The sequence below is a fragment of the Paenibacillus sp. FSL F4-0122 genome, assembly GCF_038002845.1.
GTDB lineage: Bacteria > Bacillota > Bacilli > Paenibacillales > Paenibacillaceae > Paenibacillus_AQ > Paenibacillus_AQ odorifer.
This window is the reverse complement of record NZ_JBBODI010000001.1, coordinates 4,371,701-4,397,728: the sequence shown is the minus strand read 5'-3', so window position 1 is coordinate 4,397,728 and position 26,028 is coordinate 4,371,701. Positions and strand designations below refer to the sequence as shown.

25 protein-coding genes are annotated in these 26,028 nt (G+C 43.1%); 7 read left to right on the top strand and 18 right to left on the bottom strand.

What is annotated here, in order from left to right; translation table 11 throughout:
* Positions 1-8: 8 nt before the first annotated feature.
* The 3 genes from MHH49_RS18935 to MHH49_RS18925 form a co-directional block, all read right to left on the bottom strand.
* Entirely contained in the window at positions 9-1,937 is a 1,929-nt protein-coding gene (locus tag MHH49_RS18935) for a PTS fructose transporter subunit IIABC (protein ID WP_038572586.1), read from the bottom strand.
* 38 nt (positions 1,938-1,975) lie between these two features.
* Positions 1,976-2,887: a 1-phosphofructokinase gene (gene pfkB / locus MHH49_RS18930; RefSeq protein ID WP_076104357.1), complete on the bottom strand. Its 912-nt coding sequence runs from the start codon at positions 2,885-2,887 to the stop codon at positions 1,976-1,978.
* Positions 2,888-3,004: 117 nt separating this feature from the next.
* Positions 3,005-3,769 carry a DeoR/GlpR family DNA-binding transcription regulator gene (locus MHH49_RS18925; protein ID WP_305953507.1) on the bottom strand — a complete coding sequence of 255 codons (765 nt, stop codon included), beginning with the start codon at positions 3,767-3,769 and terminating at the stop codon, positions 3,005-3,007.
* A 251-nt stretch (positions 3,770-4,020) separates the two neighbouring features.
* Between MHH49_RS18925 and MHH49_RS18920 the strand changes: the two genes are divergently transcribed.
* Both MHH49_RS18920 and MHH49_RS18915 read left to right on the top strand, forming a co-directional pair.
* Positions 4,021-4,293 carry a hypothetical protein gene (locus MHH49_RS18920; protein ID WP_036683002.1) on the top strand — a complete coding sequence of 91 codons (273 nt, stop codon included), beginning with the start codon at positions 4,021-4,023 and terminating at the stop codon, positions 4,291-4,293.
* 191 nt (positions 4,294-4,484) lie between these two features.
* Complete coding sequence (locus tag MHH49_RS18915; protein ID WP_036683003.1) at positions 4,485-5,594, top strand: AI-2E family transporter; 1,110 nt, start codon at positions 4,485-4,487, stop codon at positions 5,592-5,594.
* Between the two features lie 110 nt (positions 5,595-5,704).
* Here MHH49_RS18915 and MHH49_RS18910 read toward each other — a convergent pair whose 3' ends face one another.
* The 3 genes from MHH49_RS18910 to rnhA are packed head-to-tail and all read right to left on the bottom strand — an operon-like array spanning position 5,705 to position 7,508.
* Positions 5,705-6,109, bottom strand: coding sequence for a hypothetical protein (locus MHH49_RS18910; RefSeq protein ID WP_036683006.1), 405 nt, complete (start codon positions 6,107-6,109; stop codon positions 5,705-5,707).
* Positions 6,110-6,139: 30 nt separating this feature from the next.
* Positions 6,140-6,808 carry a uracil-DNA glycosylase gene (gene ung / locus MHH49_RS18905; RefSeq protein ID WP_036683009.1) on the bottom strand — a complete coding sequence of 223 codons (669 nt, stop codon included), beginning with the start codon at positions 6,806-6,808 and terminating at the stop codon, positions 6,140-6,142.
* 43 nt (positions 6,809-6,851) lie between these two features.
* Positions 6,852-7,508 (bottom strand): ribonuclease H, encoded by a 657-nt coding sequence (gene rnhA, locus MHH49_RS18900; protein ID WP_038572590.1) that lies wholly within the window; start codon positions 7,506-7,508, stop codon positions 6,852-6,854.
* Positions 7,509-7,716: 208 nt separating this feature from the next.
* On the opposite strand from rnhA, the gene MHH49_RS18895 reads away from it, so the two are divergent.
* On the top strand, positions 7,717-8,310 hold the full coding sequence (locus MHH49_RS18895) for a hypothetical protein (protein ID WP_036683014.1): 594 nt from the start codon (positions 7,717-7,719) through the stop codon (positions 8,308-8,310).
* Positions 8,311-8,375: 65 nt separating this feature from the next.
* On the opposite strand, the gene MHH49_RS18890 is transcribed toward MHH49_RS18895, so the two are convergent.
* The 4 genes from MHH49_RS18890 to MHH49_RS18875 all read right to left on the bottom strand — a co-directional run bounded on the left by MHH49_RS18890 (position 8,376) and on the right by MHH49_RS18875 (position 11,129).
* Positions 8,376-8,948, bottom strand: coding sequence for a type 1 glutamine amidotransferase family protein (locus tag MHH49_RS18890; RefSeq protein WP_038572592.1), 573 nt, complete (start codon positions 8,946-8,948; stop codon positions 8,376-8,378).
* A complete protein-coding gene (locus MHH49_RS18885) occupies positions 8,945-10,063 on the bottom strand; it encodes a DNA alkylation repair protein (protein ID WP_038572593.1) in 1,119 nt (372 codons plus the stop codon). Before MHH49_RS18885 ends, MHH49_RS18890 begins: the two co-directional genes overlap by 4 nt.
* A 97-nt stretch (positions 10,064-10,160) precedes the next feature.
* Entirely contained in the window at positions 10,161-10,694 is a 534-nt protein-coding gene (locus MHH49_RS18880; protein WP_036683019.1) for a hypothetical protein, read from the bottom strand.
* A 120-nt stretch (positions 10,695-10,814) separates the two neighbouring features.
* On the bottom strand, positions 10,815-11,129 hold the full coding sequence (locus tag MHH49_RS18875; protein WP_076273031.1) for a hypothetical protein: 315 nt from the start codon (positions 11,127-11,129) through the stop codon (positions 10,815-10,817).
* Positions 11,130-11,334: 205 nt separating this feature from the next.
* On the opposite strand from MHH49_RS18875, the gene MHH49_RS18870 reads away from it, so the two are divergent.
* Positions 11,335-11,544 carry a hypothetical protein gene (locus tag MHH49_RS18870; protein WP_036683023.1) on the top strand — a complete coding sequence of 70 codons (210 nt, stop codon included), beginning with the start codon at positions 11,335-11,337 and terminating at the stop codon, positions 11,542-11,544.
* A gap of 77 nt (positions 11,545-11,621) precedes the next feature.
* Here the strand turns inward: MHH49_RS18870 and MHH49_RS18865 are convergent, their stop codons facing one another.
* From MHH49_RS18865 to MHH49_RS18855, 3 genes are read right to left on the bottom strand one after another with little or no spacing between them, the layout of a single operon-like run.
* The gene (locus MHH49_RS18865; protein WP_341138411.1) at positions 11,622-12,635 is read right to left on the bottom strand and encodes a Gfo/Idh/MocA family protein; all 1,014 of its coding nucleotides are present in this window, start codon (positions 12,633-12,635) and stop codon (positions 11,622-11,624) included.
* 31 nt (positions 12,636-12,666) lie between these two features.
* Positions 12,667-13,680, bottom strand: coding sequence for a Gfo/Idh/MocA family protein (locus tag MHH49_RS18860; RefSeq protein ID WP_076146737.1), 1,014 nt, complete (start codon positions 13,678-13,680; stop codon positions 12,667-12,669).
* A 20-nt stretch (positions 13,681-13,700) separates the two neighbouring features.
* The gene (locus tag MHH49_RS18855) at positions 13,701-14,549 is read right to left on the bottom strand and encodes a sugar phosphate isomerase/epimerase family protein (RefSeq protein WP_076104352.1); all 849 of its coding nucleotides are present in this window, start codon (positions 14,547-14,549) and stop codon (positions 13,701-13,703) included.
* A 182-nt stretch (positions 14,550-14,731) separates the two neighbouring features.
* On the opposite strand from MHH49_RS18855, the gene MHH49_RS18850 reads away from it, so the two are divergent.
* Positions 14,732-15,637, top strand: a complete 906-nt coding sequence (locus tag MHH49_RS18850; RefSeq protein ID WP_341138410.1) for an AraC family transcriptional regulator — start codon at positions 14,732-14,734, stop codon at positions 15,635-15,637.
* A 469-nt stretch (positions 15,638-16,106) separates the two neighbouring features.
* On the opposite strand, the gene gnpA is transcribed toward MHH49_RS18850, so the two are convergent.
* From gnpA to MHH49_RS18830, 4 genes are all read right to left on the bottom strand, one after another.
* Complete coding sequence (gnpA, locus tag MHH49_RS18845; RefSeq protein WP_212592212.1) at positions 16,107-18,266, bottom strand: 1,3-beta-galactosyl-N-acetylhexosamine phosphorylase; 2,160 nt, start codon at positions 18,264-18,266, stop codon at positions 16,107-16,109.
* Between the two features lie 26 nt (positions 18,267-18,292).
* Complete coding sequence (locus MHH49_RS18840; protein ID WP_341138409.1) at positions 18,293-19,147, bottom strand: carbohydrate ABC transporter permease; 855 nt, start codon at positions 19,145-19,147, stop codon at positions 18,293-18,295.
* Positions 19,148-19,156: 9 nt separating this feature from the next.
* A complete protein-coding gene (locus MHH49_RS18835) occupies positions 19,157-20,098 on the bottom strand; it encodes a carbohydrate ABC transporter permease (protein WP_341138408.1) in 942 nt (313 codons plus the stop codon).
* 90 nt (positions 20,099-20,188) lie between these two features.
* The gene (locus MHH49_RS18830) at positions 20,189-21,664 is read right to left on the bottom strand and encodes a carbohydrate ABC transporter substrate-binding protein (RefSeq protein ID WP_341138407.1); all 1,476 of its coding nucleotides are present in this window, start codon (positions 21,662-21,664) and stop codon (positions 20,189-20,191) included.
* A gap of 347 nt (positions 21,665-22,011) precedes the next feature.
* Here MHH49_RS18830 and MHH49_RS18825 point away from each other — a divergent pair, with 347 nt between their 5' ends.
* On the top strand, positions 22,012-23,751 hold the full coding sequence (locus tag MHH49_RS18825; RefSeq protein ID WP_341138406.1) for a cache domain-containing sensor histidine kinase: 1,740 nt from the start codon (positions 22,012-22,014) through the stop codon (positions 23,749-23,751).
* Between the two features lie 4 nt (positions 23,752-23,755).
* On the top strand, positions 23,756-25,372 hold the full coding sequence (locus MHH49_RS18820; RefSeq protein ID WP_076304662.1) for a response regulator transcription factor: 1,617 nt from the start codon (positions 23,756-23,758) through the stop codon (positions 25,370-25,372).
* Between the two features lie 40 nt (positions 25,373-25,412).
* Here the strand turns inward: MHH49_RS18820 and MHH49_RS18815 are convergent, their stop codons facing one another.
* The gene (locus MHH49_RS18815) at positions 25,413-26,006 is read right to left on the bottom strand and encodes a DinB family protein (protein ID WP_076130254.1); all 594 of its coding nucleotides are present in this window, start codon (positions 26,004-26,006) and stop codon (positions 25,413-25,415) included.
* Positions 26,007-26,028: the final 22 nt, after the last annotated feature.

Genomic DNA, 26,028 nt, shown 5'->3' with positions numbered 1-26,028 from the left:
TTATAAAGTTACTTTGCTTCAAGCGGTTTCTTCCATAATCCGAGCATCAATCCGGAGATGACCGAACCGATCAGAACAGCCAACAGGAACAACAGCGCGTGGCTTGAAAGGGCAGCTACAAAGATCCCGCCATGCGGAGCCGGCACGTTGATATTCCAAAGTTGTGTAAGACCTCCAGCAACGGCCGAACCAAGAATACAAGAGGTTAGGACACGAAGCGGATCGGCTGCGGCGAATGGAATGGCCCCTTCTGTAATGAACGATAAGCCCAGCACATAGTTCGTTAAGCCTGATTTACGTTCTTCTTCCGTGAATTTATTCTTAAAGAAAGTAGAAGCCAGTGCTATTGCAAGTGGAGGTACCATCCCCCCCGCCATTACAGCAGCCATCATGAAGCCGTTGGTATTGCCACTGGTAGTGAATACACCGATGGCAAAAGTATAAGCAGCTTTATTGAAAGGTCCACCCATATCTATGGCCATCATGCCACCGAGAACCAGGCCCAGAATAACAGCATTAACAGTTCCAAGATCATTAAGCCAATCGATCAGTCCGACATTGATCCAGCTAAAGACCGGATCGAACAGGTAATACATCAATCCACCGGTAATTAGAAGCCCGAATACCGGGTATAACAGGATCGGCTTCAGTCCGTCAAGTGTTTTAGGCAGACCTGCAAATACTTTACGTAGTCCGATAATTACATAACCCGCCAAGAAACCAGCAGCCAGCCCGCCGAGGAACCCAGCATTGGAATTCAAGGCCATGTAGCCCCCAACCATACCTGGCATCAGAGCCGGACGATCACCAATGCTAAGCGCTATAAATCCAGCAAGGACTGGAATTAGGAAATGGAAGGCACCATCTCCGCCACCGATTGTCTGCAGTAACTGGAACAGCGGATGATCTGCTCCACCTACTTGTTCAATCAGGAAGGAGATTGCTAGCAGAATACCGCCACCGACTACAAACGGAAGCATGTGGGAGATCCCATTCATTAAGTCCTTATATATTTTACTGCCGATACTGCCAGATTTCTCTTTAGACCCTTCGTCATTGCCACCGCGACCTTCATTGTGATAGATCGGCGCTTCCCCATTCATAGCTTTACGAATAAGCTCTTCCGACTTACGGATGCCATCACTTACCGGTCTTTGCAGTACAGGTTTACCGTCAAAACGGGCCATTTCCACCTTTTTATCAGCTGCAACAATTACACCGCTTGCACGCCGAATCTCATCAGGGGTGAGTACGTTTTTGGCCCCTTCTGAACCATTCGTCTCTACACGGATATTAACTCCCATTTCTAGAGCTTTTTTCTTAAGGGCATCTTCAGCCATAAAAGTGTGCGCAATGCCTGTAGGACAAGCAGTTACAGCTACGACAAAAGCTTGGGAATCCGGGTTGCCCACGATTACACGTTCAGGCTCTGACTTTGCGGCAGTTTCAGCGGCTTCGTTCTCTTTCTCCTTAGCTTCGCCTTCCGCCTGCTTGGCATCAAACAAAGCTGATACCTCATCCGGAGTCTGAGTATTCATAAGCTGTTCAATGAACTCGCTATCGATCAGTAGTCTGGACAATGAGGCCAGTGTACGAAGATGCATATTGCCTGCTCCTTCTGGAGCGGCAATCATAAAGAAGATACGTGCTGGCTCATCATCAAGGGATTCAAACTCCACTCCCTTTGCGCTCTTAGCAAATACAACCGTCGCTTCATTTACCGCTTTAGTCTTAGCGTGCGGCATCGCGATACCGCCACCAATCCCAGTACTGGATTGCTCTTCGCGCTTCAAAATCATCTCTTTAAAAAGGATCGGATCATTAATTCGGCCACTAGCAGCAAGACTTGCAATCAATTCATCAATTGCAGCTTCCTTAGTTGTAGCTTTTAGATCCATGATCATAGTTTCTTTTATCATTAAATCCGTTATTTTCATCATGTTCAACTCCCTTAAGTACTTTGAATGCTGTCGGCTTACACTTCTGAGATTTGGATCAGCGGTCTCAGCTGTTCAATGAATTCTCTATCCGCTAAATCATCAGAGAATGCGGTTGCACTGCCCGAGGCAACGCCTGCACGGAACGCCTCCAACAAGTCTCCTGTCAAAGACAGTGTCCCTACAAAACCAGCGATCATGGAATCCCCTGCACCTACAGAATTTTTTACTTTACCTTTTGGTGCGTTGGCGTGGTATACCCCTTGCTCCGTAATGAACAAAGCCCCTTCACCCGCCATGGAAACCAGTACATGTTTCGCTCCTGCATCCAGCAGCTTGCGTCCATAAGTAACAATCTCTTCCCTCGTGTCTATTGTTACGCCGAATAGCTCTGCAAGCTCATGATGGTTCGGTTTAACCAGCAATGGCTGATACGCCAGCGCTTTTTGAAGTGCAGCACCAGTAGTGTCAATGACGAATTCCGCTCCACTCTGTTTGCACACAGATATAAGCTTGTCATAGAAATCTGCACCCAGTGATGGGGGAACGCTTCCCGACAAAATCACTACATCCTCCGCGTTCAGAGCAGCCAGCTTTTGTAATAGTGCATCGGCTTCCGGATCAAGAATGGCGGGTCCAACACCGTTAATCTCCGTTTCTTCTCCATGCTTGAGCTTGATGTTAATCCGCGTATCATCAGAAACAAACACGAAATCGCTTGAAATTGATTCTTCGTGTAACCAATCCTCAATATATCGGCCGGTGAAGCCGCCAAGGAATCCCATAGCCTTATTCTGAACCCCAAGCTGTTTAAGCACTCGGGATACGTTAATCCCCTTCCCTCCGGGAAGCTTCAAATCACGTTTCATCCGGTTCAAGTCACCCAGTCTCAAATCTTCCACTTCCACGATATAATCAATGGAAGGATTAAGCGTTACAGTATAGATCATGATTATCCCTCAATTATGTTGGTTTTCTAAGCCATAGATTACCGATCAAAAATACGGCATCTGTAATTTCTCCAAACGATCACACGGTAATTCATAATTGCTTATCCTATATAGAATTTATACCAGCGTGAAATCCACACCCAATTGCGTGATCTCACGGATGAATTTGTCAGACGCTCCTGAATCTATAATGCAATGATCCATTTCCGTCACATCAGCAACCTTGCTAAAGGATACCTGCCCCAGCTTACTGTGATCTGCCAGTAGAATAACTTGCTTGGCGACTGCGATCATTTTGCGTTTTGTAGCTGCCTCTAACATGTTCGGGGTTGTGATGCCTTCCCGCAAATCCAGTCCATTAGTAGCAAGAAAAGTTTTATCCACTCTCACCATATCTAAGGAACGTTCTGTCATCGGTCCAACAAAAGCCATCGTATCCGGGCGAAGCATACCACCTGTAATTGAGACTTCGATATTGCGGCAATCCCGCAGCTCATTCAGCGCCATAATCGAGTTCGTAATGACTTTGATATTCGAAAAGTTCTTCAGCTCTCTGGCAATCTGCAGTGTTGTTGTTCCTGCATCAAGCAGTATAGCGTCACCCTCCTGAATCATCTCCACTGCTTTGCGGGCAATCCGTTGCTTCTCATCCAATAAATGATCTTCCTTATCAGGATAAGCCGCCTCAAAATTGACACTCTGCAAGGAAACTGCTCCGCCATGAGTACGCTTTAATAGCTTGGCTTCTTCCAGCTCCTTCAGATCACGGCGCACAGTAGACTCGGATACGCCCATTTCCTGACTTAGCTCCTGTACAGAAGCTCTTGAGTTTTTTTCCACAAAAAGCACGATTTTTTGTTTTCTCTCTTCCTCAAACATCATCGTGGCTCGCTCCTTTATGTGAGAGCGCGACCTGTACAATTCCTTGCGCTCATCTATGAATTTTCTTGACCGTTAATTGATTATATGTGACCGTTATTGATCGTTTGTGCTCGTTTATGATTTTAACAGCGTTTTCATCCTATGTAAAGTGCTAAAAAGAGACAGTGCAAAATTACATCCCAATTGCCTATCTCATATACGGCATTTATAACATATTAATAATACATACCGGGAAAAGCGGGTGATCAGAAATGGCCAATGGAAGAAACCGTGGGAGAAATAACGGTAACAGCAATGCTAATAAGAATGGGACCACCAATAACACTAATCCAGTGGAATCCGCAGAACTTAGCGCTGAGGATTATGAGATCATCGCAGCTGGACTTGTAGCATTAGGTGAGATTTTTTCCTTTTTATCTCTTGTTAAAGCAAGACAAGTTACCAAAGAAACTGGAGGCGAGGAGGTAGTTCCTGAAATCTTCACTTTATCCACTAGAAAATCTCATAAACGAAAATCAAGATAATCCACGAAAAAAGCAGCGAAGTAGTGATATACCCTTGTTATATTGCGATCTTTTTACTTGGCGTAACCTTTGTAACTAGAACCTCTATATGGGTATGCCAAGAACTACCTATAAGGAATTACCCGCTTTTGAATCAATACTTGTAAATTAGGGTTATTAAACTACATAGATATAAATTTGAATTTTGGGGGATGTTTTTATTGCCACAACAGAAGTATTTTCGGACAAGCCTTGCTATTATCGCCTTTTTACTGATTTTGTACTTAGGCTCCAAAGTAATGTTTCTCTTCGCGCCACTAGGTGCCATTTTCAAATTATTACTTGTTCCCATGATGTTATCAGGGTTTATGTACTACCTGCTGCGTCCGTTAGTAAGAATCCTAGAGAAAAGAAAATTAAACCGGGCGTTCTCCATCCTGCTCATTTATTTTCTGATTGCGGGCTTGTTCGTTCTCTTCTGGATTCTAGTCTGGCCGACACTGCAAGAACAAATTCAGAACTTTATTGATAACACTCCCTACCTCGTGCAAGGTTTGCAGGATCAGTTCAATGCATTGAGGGAGAATCCGACACTGTCACGTTTTTTCAAAGGGGATTCTGACGTCGCGGCCCGTTTATCAGAATTTCTTAGCGATACTATTACCTGGGTTACCAATTCCATGTCCAATTTGATTGGCGTTGTTTCCAGCATTGTAGTGTTAATCGCCACTTTGCCCATCATTCTGTACTACATGCTAAAAGATGACTATAAGCTATCGCCTAAACTTCAAGGCTTAATTCCGAGAAAATATCGGAAGGAAGGCCAAGAGATGCTTGGAGATATCGACAGCGCATTAAGCAGCTTCATCGTCACACGTGTGGTGCTAAATGTCGTACTCGGTATTATGTTATATATAGGATTCCTTATCATCGGACTGCCTTACTCCCTGTTACTCGCCGTAATTTCAGTGCCTCTTAACTTCATTCCATATGTGGGTTCATTCTTAGCAGCGATTCCGGTAATAATAGTAGGTTTCATTGAATCACCGACGATGGCCATATGGTCTCTAGTCATAATTTTCATTGCCCAGCAGATCCAGGATAATGTACTCTCACCGATTATTTACGGAAAATCATTGGATGTTCATCCACTGACTACGGTCATCCTTGTCCTTATAGGTGGAGACTTCTACGGTATTATCGGAGTTCTTATTGCGCTCCCTGTTTATATGATTATAAAAATTGTTTTCCTGCGCGTGTATGAGATTATTATTGCAGACCGTAAAGATGAAGCTGAGCCTATCAAAAAAGAGGAGCTATAACGGTTGTGATCTACTTCGTGAACGGGCGGAGCTTAACTATAAAATAAAAAAGGGTACGTCTCCAATCACTCGGAGTCGTACCCTTTTTTATTCTTTACAGGTTCCTGAAATCACCCTCGTAAAGAACGAACTACAAAGATGTGATTGCCCTTCATCAGGTTTTGGCCGTTCTGAAGTGTAACTGAACCTTTCGTATGTGAGGTAATAATCGTATTAAAGGCAATAAGCTGATCCTCTTTCCAGACGCTGACCGCCGATTTAAAATACACTGCATTGTCAAATTGCTGCCGATCCCTCATCACATAACCCACGGAATGGAGAACTGGAGGCAGCGCTCTTTCTTTTGGAGCCAGAGCCTTAATAACAACAATATCCCGAAACGGCACAGCAATTTCCTGATGGCCAATGACCGCCACCGATGCGGAAAGGTCCCATTTGCGCAGGATTCCCTTCATAATGGTATAAGGTTTCTCTCCGCAGTACATTATAACGGGTTTACCTACCCAATGCTTCATAGCTACCTCCCCTTCGCATCACTCCATAAATTATAAGTCCGGAATGAACCAATCTATTCCTTCCATACCCTGCGACTCTAGAAATTGATTGGCCTTCGAGAACGGACGACTGCCAAAGAATCCACGATGCGACGAGAGAGGGCTTGGATGAGGTGATTGCAGCACCTTATGCCGGCTTTGGTCGATGAAAGCACCTTTTTTCTGCGCATGACTCCCCCATAATATAAATACCATGGGCGTAGTTCTTTCATTCAGCTTTTGCATTATGGTGTCTGTGAATGTCTCCCAGCCCAGACCTTTATGTGAACCCGCCTCACCCTCACGTACCGTCAGTACGGTGTTCAGCAACAACACTCCCTGCTCTGCTAAGTGCAATAAAGAGCCGTGGTTCGGAACAGGCACACCGACGTCCTCCTTCAGCTCTGCATAAATATTGCGCAGTGACGGAGGGATACGTACCCCCGGATTGACAGAGAAGCTTAGTCCGTGAGCTTGTCCGGGACCATGATAAGGATCTTGACCTAAAATAACTACACGAGTCTCCTTATAAGGCGTTAGTTTTAATGCTGTGAACAATAATTCTTTTGGCGGATAAACGGTATGTTCCTTATATTCTTCTGTTAGTACATCCATTAATTTTAAAAAATAAGGCTTTTGCATTTCATCCTGCAATACCTCATCCCAATCGTTGCCAAACATCCCCAAACTCCTCCTTCAACCGAAACCATAGCGATATAGTTTTTTATTTCCGACCATAATCCGCTTTGATCTCGCCCCACTCTTTTGTGTGCCACTTGAGCACCTTATTGTCATATGTATTGGTTTGCAACCAACGCTCTGCCCGATCAATAAGCACCCAAATTTCCTCTGTTGAAGAATCGCGCGGCAAGGTTGTTGCCACCTTCTTCTGCTTCACCCACTTCATTGCATTTACAGAATCACTGTAAACCGTTTTATCGCTTCCCTCTTTCTTCAACAACGCCAAGGCATGGACAATCGCTAAAAATTCACCTAAATTATTAGTGCCCTTTTTGATCGGACCACAGGAGAAAATGATATCTCCCGTTTGTGTATCTACACCCTTATATTCAACAGGCCCCGGATTACCCCGAGTCCCCACATCTACTGAAATACTGTTGTAATCAATCTCCTCAGAGGTCTCTACTGTAGCACTGCGTTTAAAAGAACTTGTCCCCTTAGACTTTGCTGCACCAGCTGCCCCTGTTCCCCAATTCCCCTTCCAGCCCGCTTTATATGCCGCATCAGCTGCTGCTTTGGATTCATAGGATTTATATTTTGCACCGGTATAATGATCTGTCTGTGCCTGGCATTCTGCCCAAGTGCTATAGACTCCCGGTTGTTTACCTTCCCAGACTACATAATATTTCTGCTTGGCCATGGATAATGCTCCTTTTCTACTGCCTGTACTTATTGTAATCCATATTGCTCGTGAATTCATCGGATAAATCACATTTTTCAGGTCATACTATACGCCAGAGATGTCCAGGCCTATATTACCATTTGTAGATTGATTGGTAAATTACTAACTAATCACTCTATAGTAAGCTCGAAGGATATCGGTACAATTACTTAGGGAGGTTATACAGATGAGAAAGATAGCAAGTGTTGCTGCGGTATTTGCTTTTGTGTTAATGGTCGGATGTGGAAATGCAACAGATAATGCTAATAATGCTACTGCAACAAGCACTCCTGAGAACACAAATAACGCGGGTACCACTAATAATGCAGGCACCGCTAATAATCAAAATAACACCACAGATGCTGTAACCTCAGCTTCCGTAGTAGATAATGAAGAAGCCTTCAAACGCGCCATCAGTCCAGAGGGAACCTGGATTGCTGCCACACTTAAAGACTTAACCTTCACCGAAGATCTCGTCGTGGATGGAGAATTCATGAATAAAGAGGAACCCGCCAGAAAAATTGCTCTATACACACAAGATGCGGATCACAACATCACCAACTCCTTCAAACTGACTGCTCCAAAATTGACCATCAAGAGTAAAAACGCCCGTATTCAAGGCGGCACTTTTATTGGAGATGTATACGTAGAAGCGGATGGTTTTACCCTGGTGAACGCAACCGTTGAAGGCAATGTCTACTTCGCAAACGATCAATATAAATCCACCTTTAATTCATCCGATCAAGGAAAAGTAACTGGTGTTACAGAAGTGAAAAAATAAGCTTCAACCCCAGAAAGGTGATCTGAAGTCGTTAAGACTTGAGACCACCTTTTTTATATACATTTTTATTCTTGATAAAAACCATCTTTGAAAAAATTGTACCATCCCTCGACGGTTTCGATTGGGAAACCCTCTAACTTCTTCATAACTTCCCTTGCAAATTCTAAAGCAGCCGTACCATTAGCAGTAATGATATGTTCACTCGAAACTGCCTGTTTTTCTATATAATTTGCATCTCCTTTATAATTAGGAGCGTTTTGTTTTAAATAATCCAATGAATTTCCGGTATGCGGTATGTTGTCTAAATAGCCATGTTCAGCCAAAAAAGTTGTAGCGTCACATATAGCGGCAATAGGTACACTCTCCTGCAAACATTTTTCAATCACTGGAGTAATAGCTGAATTATCTTTCCAGCCTGTGCCCCCGATTAAAATTAACATTTCATACTGAACAGGTAAACTGTCTAAAGTATAGTCAGGTACAACAGTAAATCCACCCATAGATTTGACATTGTCGCTAGTTAAAGCAACTGTGCTTACTTTAAATTCACTCTCCGGCTTATTTAGTTCGGCACTAATATATCCGCTTTCCCAATCAGCGTAGCCATTGGATAGAAACATCAAAACTTCTTTTTTCATATATTAGCACTCCCTTTAAGTTCTAACGCCACTTCCGCCACTTCTCGCCCATTTACCAGCAGCACAATCCGGTGCTCTCCTGGATAATGACGCCGAGTTGTTAAATCAGCCCAACGATGTGTCCGTTTACCTGACAGAATTGTACCTCCAGGTACGGTCTTATCCGATAACAAAAAAGATTTACGAGAGGTTCGACCTGCCGCTTTCACGAAATAGATTCCGTATTCAATCCGAATCCGTGCCGGAGCTCCCTCACGAACTTGAAGCTTATACTGTAATTCAGAGCTTTCGCCAATGGTCAGGATAGAAGGTTCCAATAGAATTGAAGCACTCGTTATAAGTGGAGTAGCTTCGTCTGTCTGCTCTGCGTATCCGAATAAAGCCATAATCTCTGGCTCAGCTTTACGAATCAAAGAACGGCAGCCGTGCCGCACAATCCAGTCTGTATCGGGATGTGTTCCCTTCCAGCGCCGAGCGGTATCGAGCACCACTTCCGGATGATCCTTCGCAATATCATTCAAATTATTAGCGACACTTTTACGCACATACAGGGATGTATCCGCCTTAAGCTGCTCAAGTACAGGTAATACCGGAGCTGGGTCAAGCTTGAACATGGGGAGCGCCTGTCCCCAAGGCAGACGAGGCCGACAGCCTTCACTAGCCAGCCTACGTACATGCTCATCAGGGTGCTTCGCCCATACCAGCATTTGAGCCATCATCCGTTCTGGTTCCCGTAAGAGAAACGGCCTAACTGCAAATTCAGCCGATGATTTCGCTGTGAATCTTTCCAGCGCCTGCATAGACAACGCCCAATGTTCGTCTCCTTGGCCATATACCTCAACGAAATCCGGAAAAATTAAATACGGAAATCCTACACATTCCTCAGCAATGGCGAATAGGATAGCCAGCGCTTCCTCATAAGGAAGCTGTAAGTGGCTGCCCAACGTCTCGGTGATCCGCCGCATTCTTGCCTTCAGCTCAAGCGTTTCCCACGGTTCAGTCATGGCTGAGCTTACAAATGCCTCTGTCTCGAAGACATTATGTACGCCACGAATCTTTTCGCCGAACTCACGCAGAAATTGTTCATTGTACATTGCTTTTAAAGGTTCAGCCATTCGATAATCCCTCATTTTCTTCTTTAGATCAGCAAACTTGATTCTGTCAGGAAATCGTAGCACATCCAATTTGACAACAGTATGTCAACTTTGGCAACTAAGAATTAATTAGTACCTTTACCTCTTCAATCCCTTGTTGGGCTCGACTGTTTAACGCACGTTTATCTTTAAGGTTATGTTCTTTAAGTTCGTGTCCAGGATCAATGACCAGCGGCTGTGAGATTACATCCTCGAGGATTTGAACAGCAACCTTACATCCTTGAAATAACAGTTCTTTTGTGATCACTTGATTATGAGAACGAATGATTTCAAGCATTTTTTCCGCATAAATCAGTCTAACCAAACTATCGGCGCTCATTATATTCCGCGAAGCAAAAGAAGCCACTTTTTCCACAATCCAGCTATCCTGATAATTCCGCGAGATGGATTCTAGTATCGTAATCGCATCCCAGTCCCGTATCGACAACTGCTTGACGTGCTCCGTAGCCCATTCCTGCAGCCATTCCAGCTCCACTTCTCTTGGAATTTCAAAACTCTTGTACTCCTTAAGCACTCCTGCTTTATGCATATTTAAAAAATGACCCAAAAACTGAATGTACAGCTCCTTGGCTCTTTGTGTCTGTTCCGTCACCTGGCAATCATCCTTTCATTATCCAAATCATATCCATTCCCCGGTTTCTTTTCAAATTAAAAAGATAAAAAAGGACAGGTAGCGAAATCATCGCAATACCTGCCCTTTAATAACTTCGGGTTATGGTAAATAGTTTGCTTCAACCGGAGGGGTTTTCTCCACTATTTTCAATTCTAGACCTCCGAATCTCTTCGCCAGCTTGTTATATACCAGCGCTACCAGCATACCCACCAATCCATAAATGAGTATCAAAATAACCGGCATAATCAAATAAGGGATACCCATAACAACCATAAACGTCTCTTTAATGATAAGCCCGACCACCACCATCCCTAAACCTACTATAAACAATAGCAGTGTAGGAATAATCATAAAATAGATAGTCGTTTTAAAAAAACTCTTTTTGTTAATTTCCAGCACTTCATAGTCTTTCATTATGTAATCCCCTTAATTTATTTAGAGTGGTAAAATTACCCTCTTTGTTTCATTAAAGATGATCTTAAATACATTTTCAACCAAATTTCTCATATTTTCGACTTTTACCAAAGAATTCTTCCTAAAACTCAACGATAAATCATGGTAAAATAACTCCTATGGTTTAATATATCATCATGTACAAGATGTCACCGGAGGGAATAACATGCCACAAACACTAGTGAAAAATATTGATTTTTTTATAGCTGCCTTATCCCAAACCTATATTTCTGCGCTACAGCTTGATCCTGATGGAATGTATTCAGAGGTTGCTTCAGGAATTGTTGAACTGTTCTCTGATGAACAAGTACGGCTGAGAAGATATGACGGATCAGTATCCCATTATGCAAGAGACAACACCAAATTTCAGCGATGACAAAAGGACGTGAACTGGAAAAAGGTCATTGTGAATGATCCTCTTCCAGCTCACGTCCTTACTCACTCTGCACACAACTAATCTAGCACGATCCATTCGCCTTCAGCATCCGCTGACTTCATTTCTGCTTCCACGATTCTTAGAGACTCCGCTGTACTCTCTGGCGTACAAATAATGATAGGCTTATCCTGGATAATGACATTCAGAAAATATACAAGCTCTCTATAGTAGCCAACATCCGGCGAAAGTTCCGCGATATAGCCTGCCCTGTCATTCGGATTGACCTTGACCTCGCTGCCGTCAAACACTATATTTCCTCGTTCAAAATTAACCCGATACCCCATGTAAAACCCAAAATCACCTTCCAGCGTCCAATCCACCTGAGCATTAATTACTTTTGCATCCTTATAATAATAGTGAGTCGATGCGATATCATATCCACTTCCCGGAAGGACATTACGTCCTAAGGATGATACTTTATCCGGTCTGCCGAACAGATAGTTAATCATATCCGTATCGTGAATATGCATATCCATAATGCCTCCACCGCTTAGTGTCTCATCAAGAAACCAATCCTTAGGAGCACCAGATCCCCTGTAAAAATACCCTTCCGTGACCTGACCGAACTGCCCGCTCTCTATCACTTCTTTTAAATATTCATACCCCGGCCAAAAACGGAGACAATGTCCGATCATCAGTTTTTTCCCACTCCGGGCTGCCGTTTCCACCATTTTCAGCGCTTGTGCGGAAGTTCTGGCCATCGGTTTCTCACAAAAAACATGGTATCCACGTTCCAGCAGCGAACAAGTCATTTCCGCATGTAGATAAGTAGGAACCGCAATGTCGATCATATCCAGTTCCTCACTGGCTATCATTTTCTCCAGATCATCGTATAGATTGTAAGCTGACAAATCATAGACTTCCTGGGCAGTGCTCATATTCCCGGCTGCTTTTCCATCCTTTAATTCCTCAATTCGCAAATCACAGATGGCTTTAAGGGCAATGGGCTGCCCCTCTTCCGTTAAGCGCACATAATTATCAAAATGCATCCGGCCCATAAATCCAAAACCGATCAAACCTATTTTCAACATCGTGAAGTCTCCTTTACTAAAAATATGGCACTTAACGTATCCGTATCCAGGTACCTTCCTGATCAGCCGATTGGATTTCAGCCTCAATGATTTCTATGGACTGGGCCGCACTTTCAGGCATACATAGGGTCACTGGCTCATCGTTCTGAATGACTTTTAAGAAATATACCAACTCTCTGTAATATCCGGTATGCGAAGAAAGCTTCGCAATGAACCCCGGTTGACAATTAGGATTCACCTTAACTTCCGCGCCATCGAAGACTACATTTCCCCGTTCAAAATTAATCCGATAGCCCATGTAAAAACCAAAGTCGCCTTCCAGTGTCCAGTCCGCTTGGGCATTGACCACTTTTCCATCCTGATAAAAATAATGAGTGGAGACGATATCATAGCCACTTCCCGGTAAAACCTTCCGCCCAAGCGTTGATACTTTATCCGGTTTTCCGAATAAGTGATGGATGATGTCCGTATCGTGTACATGCATATCCAGCATACAGCCACCACTTAGCTCATCATTGACCAGCCACCCTTTAGGAGCACCGGAACCCCGGTAAAAATAAGCCTCTGTCACTTCACCGAACTCACCGCTAGCTATGATCCCCTTCAAATATTCATATCCCGGCCAGAAGCGAAGACAATGGCCAATCAGCAATTTTTTTCCGCTGCTTTGCGCCGCCGCTACCATCTTCCAAGCTTCTGCGGAATGTCTCGCCATCGGCTTTTCACAAAACACATGATACCCTCGTTCCAGCAGCGAACAAGCCATTTCAGCATGCAAGTACGTAGGTACTGCAAGGCTAATAGCATCTAGTTCTTCTTTTTCGAGCATATGCTCCAAATTCTCATAAAGGTTGTAAGGGGATAAATCATATACCTCGTGGGCCGTGTCCATATTTCCCGCGGATTTAGTATGTTTAAGGACTTCAATCTGGGGGTCACAAATGGCAACCAGAGAAATCGGATGGCCGTCTTCCTGTAATTGAACATACTGATCAAAGTTCATTCGGCCCATAAATCCAAAGCCCACCAGCCCCACTCTGAGCACAGCCTTCACCTCTATTAAACTTAGTAACTAGTGCGTCCTAAAATAGCATCCATCGCTGCAGAAGTATTAAAAATGATTTGCTCCGAATAATGCGTGTATGGCGGTATCATTTCTCCAGTAACATAATTGCTGTAGCCGATCTCTTGCAGTGCTTCCATAACAGCAGGATAATCCACATCCCCAGCAAGTAGATCAACAAATCCATGAAGTCCTCCCGCTGCCCGGCGGTAATCTTTGAAATGCACCTTCTTGATTCTATGGCCTAGAATCCGTATCCACTGCTCTGGATAACCAGAATGAACGATATTCCCTACATCCAGATAGGAACCTACATAATTGGAGCCTACAGCATCTATAAAAGAACGTAATTCGAGCGGAGACAGCAGGAATTTATTCCACACATTTTCAATCCCAATAGAAACACCCGCCATTTTTGCATCCTGAGCTAGATCACTGATCGCCTTCAAGGCTCGATCATAAGCTTTTTCATAATCGACTACTTCACAGCCCTCAATAAAATCCACACCAACCGCACCAGGAATGACAAGAATCGTATCTACGCCAAGTGTTGCTGCCAGCTCCAATTGTTTTTTACATACATCGATAGCCTTCGTCCGGTTCGCCGCGGATTCACTTGTCATGGCATATGACCAATATAGTCCTGTCGCCAGTCCTGCAATTTCTAACCCCATCTCCTGAATGGAATTTCTGATCTTAATAGCTTCTTTCTCAGTGGTTTGCAGGCCAAGTTCACCCGATTCATTCAAAGACAATTCAATTCCATCGAACCCCGCCGCTTTAGCCAGACGTGCACATTCTTCGATCTCAGTACCTTCGCGAAACGACCAAATGTTTATTCCCTTTTTCATCTGAATCCTCCTCAAATTTGTTATTTTCCGTCTTTTAAGATCCTGCCCTAAATACCCTTATATCCTTGATTTATTTATATTATAATAGATTGTAAGTTAGATTTATTTAGGTGAACAAGAGATTTTTTGCACGATTCCGGTCTATTTAGTAAATCATTTTATACTGTATGGGAGGTTTATTCGTGGCTGAAAAAGAACCCCGTTATCACTTGAGAAAACAGGTCCCTTCCCGGGAGTGGTCACCTGGCATTCACTACGCACAATTCCAAACCCTCTCACCTTGCCTCTTTCCAAGAAGAAGATTGTATGATTTCGAGCTGCTATACGTTCGCCAGGGGAAATTATCAACAAAAATGGATACGGAGGAATATATCCTGAATTCAGGACAACTGATATTCCTTTCTTCCGGGGTATATCATCAGAATGCGATTGTGTCAGATTCGGAAACCAAACTCATTGGGATCCATTTTGATTTTTTTGGGGAATCGATTATTACAAGCGATGAAGACATGCTGGTCAATGAGGAGGAGGTTATGGACGAGAAGTTTGCCTTGGAAGCTGTGACCGCTCCTTTTATGCCATTGTCACAGGAGCCCATTTATACCCCGCCACCCGAATGTATCCATGCGATGGAACAGCTCGTGTATGAATTTACGATGCGGCCTGCCGGTTATGAATGGGTCTGTCGGGGGTTACTGCTCGGCATTCTAACCTCGCTGCTCCGAACACAAAGCTCCCGAAATGCAGCCAAATCTTCCGTTCATACCGGGCGGATCAGAGCTTTAATCGATGAGATGGATTCAAAGCTAGCAGACCGCTGGAGTAATAAATTCATGGCTGGTGCCATGAATTTGCATGAAGACCATTTCTCCAAGCTATTTCGTGAGGTGGCTGGCATGCCTCCTGGTGAATATCTCCGTTCCATCCGGCATCGGGAAGCACGCAAGCTGCTGCGCGAAACGGATTGGCCGATTGAACAGGTCGGTGATAACGTTGGTTATCCTGATATCCATTATTTCAGCAGGGTATTTACCGCGAATGAGGGGATTTCTCCGCGGGCTTATCGCAAGTTGTCCCGGATACTCTAGATACGGAAACCCCAGAATATCTCAATCCAAGTTAGAAGAACCTGCCAAAAACATTGAGGGGGATGGATCATCTGCTTTGTATGATACCTGTGGGGGCCGATAAACAATATACATTGTAAGGTGAGATGTGCAATATGCGGGGCGGCGAACGTTCGTGTTTTCTGCGTTAATGCAGTATGCGGGGACGGCTCTAAAACTAATTAGGGAAAAACTCCCTGAAAATAATCAATATTCGCTCTAAATGAACGAAATCAGGGAATTCCTCCCTAATAATAAGAGGAATTTCTATAATTGCTATCAAATCAGCTAAACTTTAGGGAGATTTTCCCTGATTATTAGTCTGATGACCAAAAATCCCGGAATTTCAGGGAGAAATTCCCCAATCACTCCATCGAAGCGGTACAATTCAGGAAAGTTGGAGATAACAGCGGCCGGAAGTCTAATTATTCGCCGTAGTTACGGCTGACTCCTAATGTGTGATCTCAAATTGAAACCACACACTTTCCATCCCACCCAACTCTATTTCTTGGATCACGGCATTGTCCATCAGGATCGTCGTCTTTTGGATCTCGGAAGTGTTATTTACGGCACAATATCGACCCGTCTCAGGATACGCATGACATTCAACATTCGGATTCACTGAGAACCATGAATACAACTGCTCCTCTTGATGTGCAGCCCAAAAGATCGCTCGGCTGAGTAGTCTGGTATTCTGAATACTGTACGGAAGTCCAGCGATATAAACGCCCCGACCCTGACCAAATGAATTCACGGCAAGATTGCAGCTGCCTTGGTGCACATCCAATATTTCTGCTCCGGCCTCCGCTTGATAAACCATGGTCATCCCTTCACCATAATCGATCTCACCTTCCAGATCTTCCGTTATGAAATGATCCTGCACAGGCGTTACCTTGGGCTTATTGATGCTTGCTGTAAATCCAATCTCCTTCTGAACCCCTAGAATATCCGCTAGTTGAAAAAGAACCCCTTGATGTTCATAAGCTGATGGATCACCAATCCCAATAAAACCGCCCCCTTGATCCACCCACTCACGAAGTGTTGCCACAACTTGCGGATCGCTCCATTGATCTCCACCGCTCCAAGAGGTATGGACATCACCCGCGTTTATAATCACACCGATACTAGGATCAATCCCACTTAACCTGATGTCATCAAAGCTTATAAACTCAATGTCGAACGGCAAGCCCGCCAATGACTCTAATGCCCCTATGTAGGAATAACATCTTTGATTCCATAAAGAATGAGCCACTTGATGTGTCTGCCAGCTTCGAAGGGAACCCCAGGTATTCAGAACCGCTACTTTAAAAGGAGCTTTAAAAGGCTGTGTCCCTTCTGCATTAGCATGAATCCCTTTGAACTGCGTCGCAATCTCTGTCACATGATCTATAAAATCCGGGAATTGATGCGCTAGACTTAAATATCCGCCATACCCCATCCTGCCAACTGGTTTGCGCATGAGCGCACGCCGGCATTTGATCCAGATCGGCATGGACTCTCCGACAGGGTCTCCCCCTTCAAAAAAGACATCTGGAAAGAAATAAGGATAGAAACGTGCCTCGGTATCCTTAATAGGTATATCCGCAATCATACGGGTTGTAACGCCATCTCCTGCTGCCCCAACCACTGCGTCGAGCCCGATCTCCGGAAAATATTTGCCATAAGGCTCTGTGCCCGCCCAGTGATCCCCAAAAAACATAATCGCTTTCTTCCCGAAATCATGCACCATATCTACACATTGTTTCGCATAACCTGCGATGAATTTCTGATTGAAGTCCATCCAGTCCAGATATCTTTGGGTCGGGTTCTTAAATGGTGTGTTATATCGCCCCTGATCCACAAAATCTTCTGCAGTCAATCGGTACCCATAAGCTTGTTCGAATTGCTCTAACGCAAGTGGACTTACACAACTGAGATAGCCAAACCAATTCACTTGTTTCTCATTACCTTCCTTGTTAAAAATCAAATCAAAATTATAAAAGAAGGTCGTAAAACGTACGATATCTGTCTTGGGATGTTTCTTCAGCCAATCCTCCAGCACCTTCAAAACATGCTCTTGAGCCTCGGGATAACGAACATCCAACGGTAAACGATGCTCCTCATCCCAATCATTCGTGATGTGGTTGTACATGGAGACTGGCTCCCATTTCTGGTAGGCCAAGAAACTGACCGTATATTTGTGAAATTGTACCGCCTGCTCAAGTGTGACAATCCCCTCTGCATAACTCCAACATTCAGAAGGTAATACTTCTCCTGTAGTCCGGTTTACAACCTGCCAATATTTTTTTATATTCACATCTGTGTTAGGACTAAATTGATCGACAAAATAATCAGCCATAATATCGATGGTCTTCACCTTTGAAGTTACTATTACTGGAGCAGACATCAGATAAATCTGCTGTCTATATTGCGGATGCTGCTTCGCCCACTCGTTGTCCTCACGGACGAGACAAAGCGTTGAATAAATTTGCAGACCCATGTCGAGAATGTCCTGCGATAGATTCGTGCCATCACTGTCACGTACGGCATCTACACCCCATCTTTCGACGAGATCACCTATGACCTCTTCCATCCCTGTTTCACCAGGCAGTGTAAATCTTCCTTTGTCCACGTAACTTCCCTCCATGTCTTTGTTGTTCAGCCCTTAATTCCGCCTGCGCTTATTCCTTGGAGCAATTGCTTTTGTCCTATCACATATAAAAGAATTGTTGGAATCAGCACTAGGATCAGCGCGGCAAAAAGTGCACTCCAATCTGTAGCATAACGTTGAACCTCAAAAAGATTGGCTAAACCTACTGGCAATGTTTTTTTGCTATCACTTTGAATTAAGACCAATGCCAGCGGATACTCATTCCAAAAGCCCATCGCTGCCAGCATACAGACCGTCACAATGCCCGGTTTAGCAAACGGCGCAACAATTCTGACGAGCACTCCTGTGTTGCCACAACCGTCAATCTTAGCGGCTTCTTCATAATCTCTAGGGACGGACCTCAGAAATCCACTTAATACAAAGATGGCAAAGGGAAACTGCAGAACAGCATAGATTAAACTGAGCATCCCGCGATTGTCCAACATCCCGAATGAATTCACCTGCAGAAATAAAGGAACCATAATGTAGGAGGCTTGCAGAAAGATACAGGCCATATAAAGGTTAAGGATTAGTTTGGAGCCCCAAAACTTAAATCTCGTTAAGACGTAAGCCATAGGAACCACAAAAATAACTAAAATCGCCGTGGATAACACCACAAGAAAGATAGAGTTCAGGAAATAACTCCCCATCTTGGATTTCTGAAAAGCACGTACATAGTTATCGAAGTGTAGGGCTTGTGGAAAGGAGAAGGGGTCGGTCAGAAATTCCGTATTGCTTTTAAATGAAGCTAAGAGATTCCATACAAACGGATATAACAAAACAATGGTGGCTACAATCAGAAACAGCCGCGTGATCCAGTTGGTAATATTCATTTTTATAAGACTCTGTTGATTGCTCGTCATCCTTCGCCCCTACCCTTCTGCTCGATTTGTAAGTAGTCTGGACAGAAAAGAAAGCATAAAAGCGAACACCAGCGTAAAAATAGCAATAGCCATGGCATAACCAAAGTTCGCATTTTGGAAGGCTTGCGTGTACATGTAGTGGAGTAAAACAGTAGTTCCACCTGCCGGACCACCGCCAGTCATTACAGTTACAACTATAAAACTTAAATTGATCGTACCTGCCAGGGACAACACAAACGTAATGCCAATAATATCTTTTAGCAGAGGGATCGTAATGCTCGTAAGCTTCCGGAAATATCCCGCACCATCAATAGTCGCCGATTCAAACACATCCGCAGAAATCCCGTCAATCGCAGCGATATACATGACCATATAATAACCAACCGCTTGCCAGATCAGTGTAACGGCTACACACCACAATGCTGTTCGGCTATCTCCAAGCCAAGGTCTGCTCAGTTGATCTAATCCGATGCTCTCCAAAATATTATTCAAAATGCCCATGTTGGGATGAAACACAAAGGACCAGATAATTCCGACTACCGTCAAAGAGATGATACTAGGGAAAAAGAATACGGTTCGGTAAAATCCTCTTTCCTTCAGCTTCGTCTGCGTTAATAGAAAAGCAAGCACCAGCCCAAAAATCAATGTAATTACTGGCACAACCAGCATCAGTTTAAATGTATTGCTCAGCGCTTTGAGGAACATCTCATCTTGAAATATATATTTATAGTTATCCAAAAAGATAAACTTGTTCTCATCACTCATCCCGGTGGCATCCGTAAAAGACATAAAAAATGCCCGAAAGGTTGGAATAATCATAAATACGAGGGTTAACAAGAGCGTAGGAATCGTGCATACCGCTATGAATAGCTTAGGATTTCTGGTTTTCGCTGTCCTAATCTTTGATTTTCTCTGTCTAGGAGCTACTTCTGCCAGCTGCATTTCAGACATCTTTCTCACTCCTCTTCATACAAAATGCATCCCGTTCATAGATAACCTTATCCATTCCTAACAGGATGCATTTGCATGAGATACTATAGATTATTTACTAGCTGCTTTCTCTTTACGAATCTGTGCAAAAGCTTTTTCCACATTATCCATCCATTGATCCGTGGTCATCTGGCCTGTCATCACTGGTGTGACCGTATTCTTGAACATTTCAGTGACTACACTAACCTTGGAACCCTTCGGTAACGATTGCCAGCCCTGTAGAATAGAAATGGAACCATTATAAGCCTCAAACATGTCATAGACACCTTTAGTCAAAAATGGCTTAGACAGCTCCTTCGCATCGTTAAGCGCATACGCCCCATTCGCTTTTTCCGCGAATAGTTTCACAGACTCATCGGTATATAGGAACTTCAAGAATTCCTTAGCGAGCTCAGGATTTTTAGCCTTAGCAGGGATGGAGAATTGCTCGTAGCTGGAAAGCACATACTTCTGATCGCCTTTATTGAACACAGGTACTGTTGTCATCCCAAATTCAAACCCATTTTCTCTAGGTGAATCCTTCATTTCATTTTCCATCCAGTTGCCGTTTACGATAAACAAAGCTTTACCCATCATCATATCGGTCTGCGACTGTGTATGGTTCAAGGCAACCGTGCCATCCATCAGATAACCGTCTTTAGAGATTTTATAGAAGATATCCAGTACTTTTTTGATCGTGTCGTTCTTAAATGAACCTTCTTCATATGCAAAGACTTTATCCAGCGTTTCTTTTCCCCCCGCACTGGCAATGGCCGGGTAGAGAATTTCCTCCAAATAATCCGGATAGATGCCTTGATAAGTGAATAAAGCCCGCTTCGTTTTAGTTCCATCTGCATTAACCAGGTAGTTCTCCTCTTTGTTCAGCTCATCACCTAAAGCAAAGAACTCCTCCCAAGTCTCAGGAACACTCCAGCCTTTTTCTGCGAACAGTGTTTTATTGTAAATCAAGCCCATCGGTCCAGCATTAAAAGGTGCGAGATACGTCTTTCCATCTTGATAGGGCTGAAATCTTGTACTGTCCAGCATCCCCGGTAGAATCATATCCTTAAGCGTCTCCTCTTTATCAAGCGCTTTGCTTTCAAATACATCGCTGATATCTAGCAGTCCTTTTTCTTTAATTAATGAAAGCACGATGCCACTTTGCTCTGTATCTGTAACAGACAGGAAGTCGGGAGGATTACCCGCAACAATCTGCGGCCGGATTACTTCACCAACTTTAGGATTAATCGTCATGTTCACTTTCACACCTGGATAAGCACTTTCGAATTTGCTGACAATTTCATTCCAATAATCCGCACCATATCCCCCTTGGAATACAGCAATGCTAAGTTCCTTGTTATCAAAATCTTTAGCAGGTTCTTCTTTAGTCTTCCCGGCGTTCGTTGTACTTGTAGCTTGCGCGGTGCTCGCAGCTTTCGTTGAATCTGATTCATTAGAGGCAGCAGGTTTATTATTGCTGTTCCCACAGCCGAGCAACCCCACACCTAGCAGCATCACTGCTAATAATGTACTCATAGTCTTTTTCATAAACGCCCTCCTTAAGATATTCTTGTAAACGCTTTTTTAATAATTTAAGTATAGAAGGATTTACGCTATATTTACATTTACAATACAAACCTACCTATGTATTATCTTATCCATCTTCCAATGCGAGCTCGTATAAGCTTATTCATCAGGATCACATAACCTGTAAACTTAGCCGTTAACGGAATGGATAATATTATCCATTCCATAGATTATTCTCACTTTTCGCCGCTGCATATATATTCCATTGTTCTTTTTATGTTAACTTGTAAGTAAAAGATAGTGAATGGGAGGTCATCCACCTGAGTCGACGCAAAGGGAAGCTGCATTTTCCTAATCCTCCGCAAATCATGCGCAAGGTTAAAATTCAAAATCGCTTAACCGTCATTTTCTTAATCGTATCCGTGATCCCAATCATCTTTATAGGTTTCTACTCCTACACCATTTACTCCAAATCTATTAACAATAAATTAAGTAAATCCACATTTCAGGCTTTAACCCTGCTTAATCGAACGATGTTAAGTGAACTTAACAACTATCAATATCTTGCAGGCTCTGTTTCTACCAATAGTATTATTCAGGAGCGTTTATCGGCAGCACCAAATGAACCCGCTCCTAGCAATGCTGCCATTAATCATGCCATGGACAATTTATATAGAACCATCTACCCCGGATATGTCCAGAACGTTCGGGTCATCGACGCCAAGAACCAACCTATTTATGAATTAGGCTACGACGGCATCCCCAATCCTATGTATGAAGAAATTATGAAACAAGTAGAGCTGAATGCCCCCTATGACAGTCTTAACTATGTAAAAAGCTATCGCGCTTACAATACCATTGTCCTGGGCCGGAAAATTTTTGATCAAGATGACATTGGCGTTCCCTTAGGTCATGTGTTTGTTTTTATTGGTGGGGAATTATTTTCAAAAGTCATTCTTTCCAGTGTGGATTTAGGTACAGGTTCCAGTCTCCTTATTATGAATAGGGAGGGAAAAGTAATGTCCTCGAATCAAAAGGATACTCCGCTAGGAGAACCCTATTATAAAGATGAACTTTTTAAGCAAATCAAGACACAAGAGGCAAAGAAAAACCATTCCTTCCAAGGCATGGTCAATGGCAAAATGCAGCAAATCTCCTATATTAACAATAATCAATTAGGCTGGTACATGATTTCTACCGTGCCCTTCTCTTATATCAATTCAGAGACAAGTAAAATCACCACTGGACTACTTATTGTTGTCAGCATCATTGTAGTCGTGTGTATTCTAATTATTATCGTATTGTATAAAAGCATCCTGAAACCAATCAAACAAATCATCGTCTTCTGCAATCAAATTTTTTATGGTGATCTATCGAGCCGGATCGAAGATCACAGCAACGATGAAATGGGCGTGTTGGCCAATAGAATTAACAGCATGGTCAGTAGAATGGAACAGCTGATGAAGGATCAAAAGAAAGATCTGAAAAGAAGACGTTCGCTCGAATTGCAAATGCTGCAATCGCAGATTAATCCTCACTTTCTTTTTAATACACTTAACTCCTTACGATGGCTGGCGATGATTAACCAGGTTCCCGTCCTTAGCGACGGCATCTCCTCACTAGCTGAATTGCTGCGTAGTACCATTATCGATCAAGATGAGCAAATCACCATCAAGCAGGAGCTAAACAATCTGGATCATTATTTTGCCATTCAAAAAATACGTTATGCCGACAGGTTTGACATTGAATATGACTTGGATGAGTCTTTATTACAGAGCATGATCCCCAAGCTCATCCTGCAGCCGATCGCAGAGAACGCGATTCTTCATGGAGTTACAGATATAGGAGGAAAAGTTCTAATCCAAATTAAGGTATACGCAAAAAATGAATACACCCTTATTATTGAGATCATCGATAACGGAAAAGGGTTTGACACCACCAAATCTGAAAAAGCTGACAATCTGTCGGGTATCGGAATTTCAAATGTGGCCGATCGCATTAAACTTCAATACGGTGAGAGTTACGGGCTGTTCATCACAAGCTCAATGGGTCATGGAACCTGCTGCCGCCTAATTATCCCTAAACAAACATACGAACTTAAGGGGTGATACTATGTATCCTATGTATAATGTAATGCTAGTGGATGACGAACCTATTGTTAAAGTCGCGCTCAGAACCATGATTCCATGGGAAGAGCTTGGATACATGATCTGTGCTACTGCCTCTGACGGAGTTGAAGCCTTAACACTTGTAGACAAGTTTAATCCCCATATCATCATTACAGATCTCAAAATGCCTAATATGGATGGTCTGCAGCTGATAAAAGAACTGAATAACAGAGGGTTTGCAGGAAAAATTCTGGTGGCGAGCAACCACGGGGAGTATGAGTTAGTTCGTGAAGCCTTAGTGCTTGGGGCTATAGATTATATGCTGAAGATTAGTATGAAAACGGGGGATTTGATCCATTTGCTGGAGAAATCTACGAAGCTAATTCAAGAGCAGCTTCAATCTAGGCAGCAGCAGGAGACCCAAACACAGTTATTGCAGCACAATTTAAAAAGCGTGAAAAATGCGCTGCTAAAAGATTATTTCACCGATCCTTATTACGATGTGCAGCAGCTTGATCAGCATGATGCTATAAGTTTCGCTTTCAGCGAAAGCAGCTGTTATTTATTCTACGTGACTTTTGAGCAGAATAACGCCACCCAAAACGAAAGACAAAATCACATCTCCGTATCCTTTATTGAAAACATTATCTTGGATATCTTGGAGACCGTAGATCAGTTAGAAATTATTCAGCTAGAATCTAATGGGCTGCTGCTTCTAATCTCCTGTGATACCTTAGACGATCATCAAATTATCCGCACAGACTTTATCCAGAGGGTCATTCGGTTAATCAAAATGTATATTTCTATCACCCCTACTATTGTTTTTTCTGATCCTGTACGGGGATATGCTGAAGCAAAACGAACCCTAGAGCGATGTAAAGAATCCTTGCAAATCCAATTTTACAACGAAATAACGATTATAGATCCAAAGGATGTCCATTTAAAGGATACGCTGGACTTCGAGGATGTACATGATTTCTCGACGCAATTAATTCAGAACTGGAAGCTTTCAGGGGTTGAAGCCGTTAATCAAGCAACTCAGCAATTTCTCGACACCTGTAAATCCAAGCAGATTAATCCTGCTGAAACCAAAAAGTTCATCGTAAATTGTCTGCATTATCTTCCCTTATGCGATGCTCATCTCATTGTCGAGGATCCGAAGCTTTTGAAGACCTATATAGAAAATATCGCCAGCAGTAAACGTACCACTGACGTTCTATCTATAATGGAGCTTGTGTTCCAACTATTCTCCCATCAAAAGCAACAGATCGTAACTACACACAATAGAGATGTTAAACAAGCGATTGACTATATCAACACACATTATCAGAAGAAGCTCACCTTATCTCTGATTGCCAAGCATGTCAACTTAAGTGAGAACTATCTGTCCAGAATCTTCAAAGAAGAAGTGGGGCAAAGCATCATTCACTACATTAATTCTGTGAAAATGGAAAAAGCTGCAGAATTAATACTTAAAGGGAATCCATACATTAAAGAAATTTCCACGCAAATCGGTATACACGATCAATTTTATTTCACCCGGTTATTCAAAAAACACTTTGGTGTTAATCCTAGTGAATATAAGAATCACGTTCAGGCCACGCTTGGTTCAGGAAATTAAGACCATTCCAACTCTTTTTATTGGAACGCGGTTTCTGATTTTATGATCCTTTCACAACCTGAATGTTATTGATGAACCCTTCTTTAGGTGCAAATATGGAATTAAACAACAACTCTTTGTTTAACCGCTCCAGCTGCAGTAGATGATGACGATAGTGCATTTCAATAAGTAGGAACCATTCCTCCGCGCATAGTCCACCGAATCGCGGGTGAGATACGGTATTTTGTTTGGACGCTTTTTCAAGAGAGGGTTCGATCTCTCTCATTCTTTGAATGACTGTACGTAACCCTTGAATTAATTGTTCTTTGCTCTCCGGCTGCTCCGGCGTATATTGGGCGGAAGGCGGAACCTGAATACGAATGGGCGGAAAGCTTCCTTGCGCAAATATAGCCGCACCATCCTCAGTTTTCCCCACATGAGCTACTAAGGGATCTTGGTCTAGCACAAGGCATTGATCAATATTACGAAGCTGCATATATAGCGCCGAGTTAATGAGATGCTGAAACATCTGTCCGATGGACCAGGCGTTTTCACTCGGCTTTTGCTTCAACTGCTCCAGATTGAATCGCTCTAATTCTTGAATATAGTATGTCGCAGTTTCTTCAAATCGTTGTAAGACTTCTTTTGTTGTAATCATCATATATCAGCTCCTGTAG

Excerpts from the sequence above, each read along its gene's own strand:
- MHH49_RS18855 (WP_076104352.1), bottom strand. The coding sequence starts at position 14,549 with ATGAAAAAGGGAATAAACATTTGGTCGTTTCGCGAAGGTACTGAGATC.
- MHH49_RS18910 (WP_036683006.1), bottom strand. The coding sequence starts at position 6,109 with ATGAAGCATTGGGTAGGTAAACCCGTTATAATGTACTGCGGAGAGAAA.
- MHH49_RS18825 (WP_341138406.1), top strand. The coding sequence starts at position 22,012 with ATGCGCAAGGTTAAAATTCAAAATCGCTTAACCGTCATTTTCTTAATC.
- MHH49_RS18915 (WP_036683003.1), top strand. The coding sequence starts at position 4,485 with ATGTTTTTATTGCCACAACAGAAGTATTTTCGGACAAGCCTTGCTATT.
- MHH49_RS18865 (WP_341138411.1), bottom strand. The coding sequence starts at position 12,635 with ATGTTGAAAATAGGTTTGATCGGTTTTGGATTTATGGGCCGGATGCAT.
- MHH49_RS18895 (WP_036683014.1), top strand. The coding sequence starts at position 7,717 with ATGAGAAAGATAGCAAGTGTTGCTGCGGTATTTGCTTTTGTGTTAATG.
- MHH49_RS18875 (WP_076273031.1), bottom strand. The coding sequence starts at position 11,129 with ATGAAAGACTATGAAGTGCTGGAAATTAACAAAAAGAGTTTTTTTAAA.
- MHH49_RS18830 (WP_341138407.1), bottom strand. The coding sequence starts at position 21,664 with ATGAAAAAGACTATGAGTACATTATTAGCAGTGATGCTGCTAGGTGTG.
- MHH49_RS18835 (WP_341138408.1), bottom strand. The coding sequence starts at position 20,098 with ATGTCTGAAATGCAGCTGGCAGAAGTAGCTCCTAGACAGAGAAAATCA.
- MHH49_RS18840 (WP_341138409.1), bottom strand. The coding sequence starts at position 19,147 with ATGACGAGCAATCAACAGAGTCTTATAAAAATGAATATTACCAACTGG.
- MHH49_RS18885 (WP_038572593.1), bottom strand. The coding sequence starts at position 10,063 with ATGGCTGAACCTTTAAAAGCAATGTACAATGAACAATTTCTGCGTGAG.
- MHH49_RS18935 (WP_038572586.1), bottom strand. The coding sequence starts at position 1,937 with ATGAAAATAACGGATTTAATGATAAAAGAAACTATGATCATGGATCTA.
- MHH49_RS18890 (WP_038572592.1), bottom strand. The coding sequence starts at position 8,948 with ATGAAAAAAGAAGTTTTGATGTTTCTATCCAATGGCTACGCTGATTGG.
- MHH49_RS18920 (WP_036683002.1), top strand. The coding sequence starts at position 4,021 with ATGGCCAATGGAAGAAACCGTGGGAGAAATAACGGTAACAGCAATGCT.
- pfkB (WP_076104357.1), bottom strand. The coding sequence starts at position 2,887 with ATGATCTATACTGTAACGCTTAATCCTTCCATTGATTATATCGTGGAA.
- MHH49_RS18820 (WP_076304662.1), top strand. The coding sequence starts at position 23,756 with ATGTATCCTATGTATAATGTAATGCTAGTGGATGACGAACCTATTGTT.
- ung (WP_036683009.1), bottom strand. The coding sequence starts at position 6,808 with ATGTTTGGCAACGATTGGGATGAGGTATTGCAGGATGAAATGCAAAAG.
- MHH49_RS18870 (WP_036683023.1), top strand. The coding sequence starts at position 11,335 with ATGCCACAAACACTAGTGAAAAATATTGATTTTTTTATAGCTGCCTTA.
- MHH49_RS18925 (WP_305953507.1), bottom strand. The coding sequence starts at position 3,769 with ATGATGTTTGAGGAAGAGAGAAAACAAAAAATCGTGCTTTTTGTGGAA.
- rnhA (WP_038572590.1), bottom strand. The coding sequence starts at position 7,508 with ATGGCCAAGCAGAAATATTATGTAGTCTGGGAAGGTAAACAACCGGGA.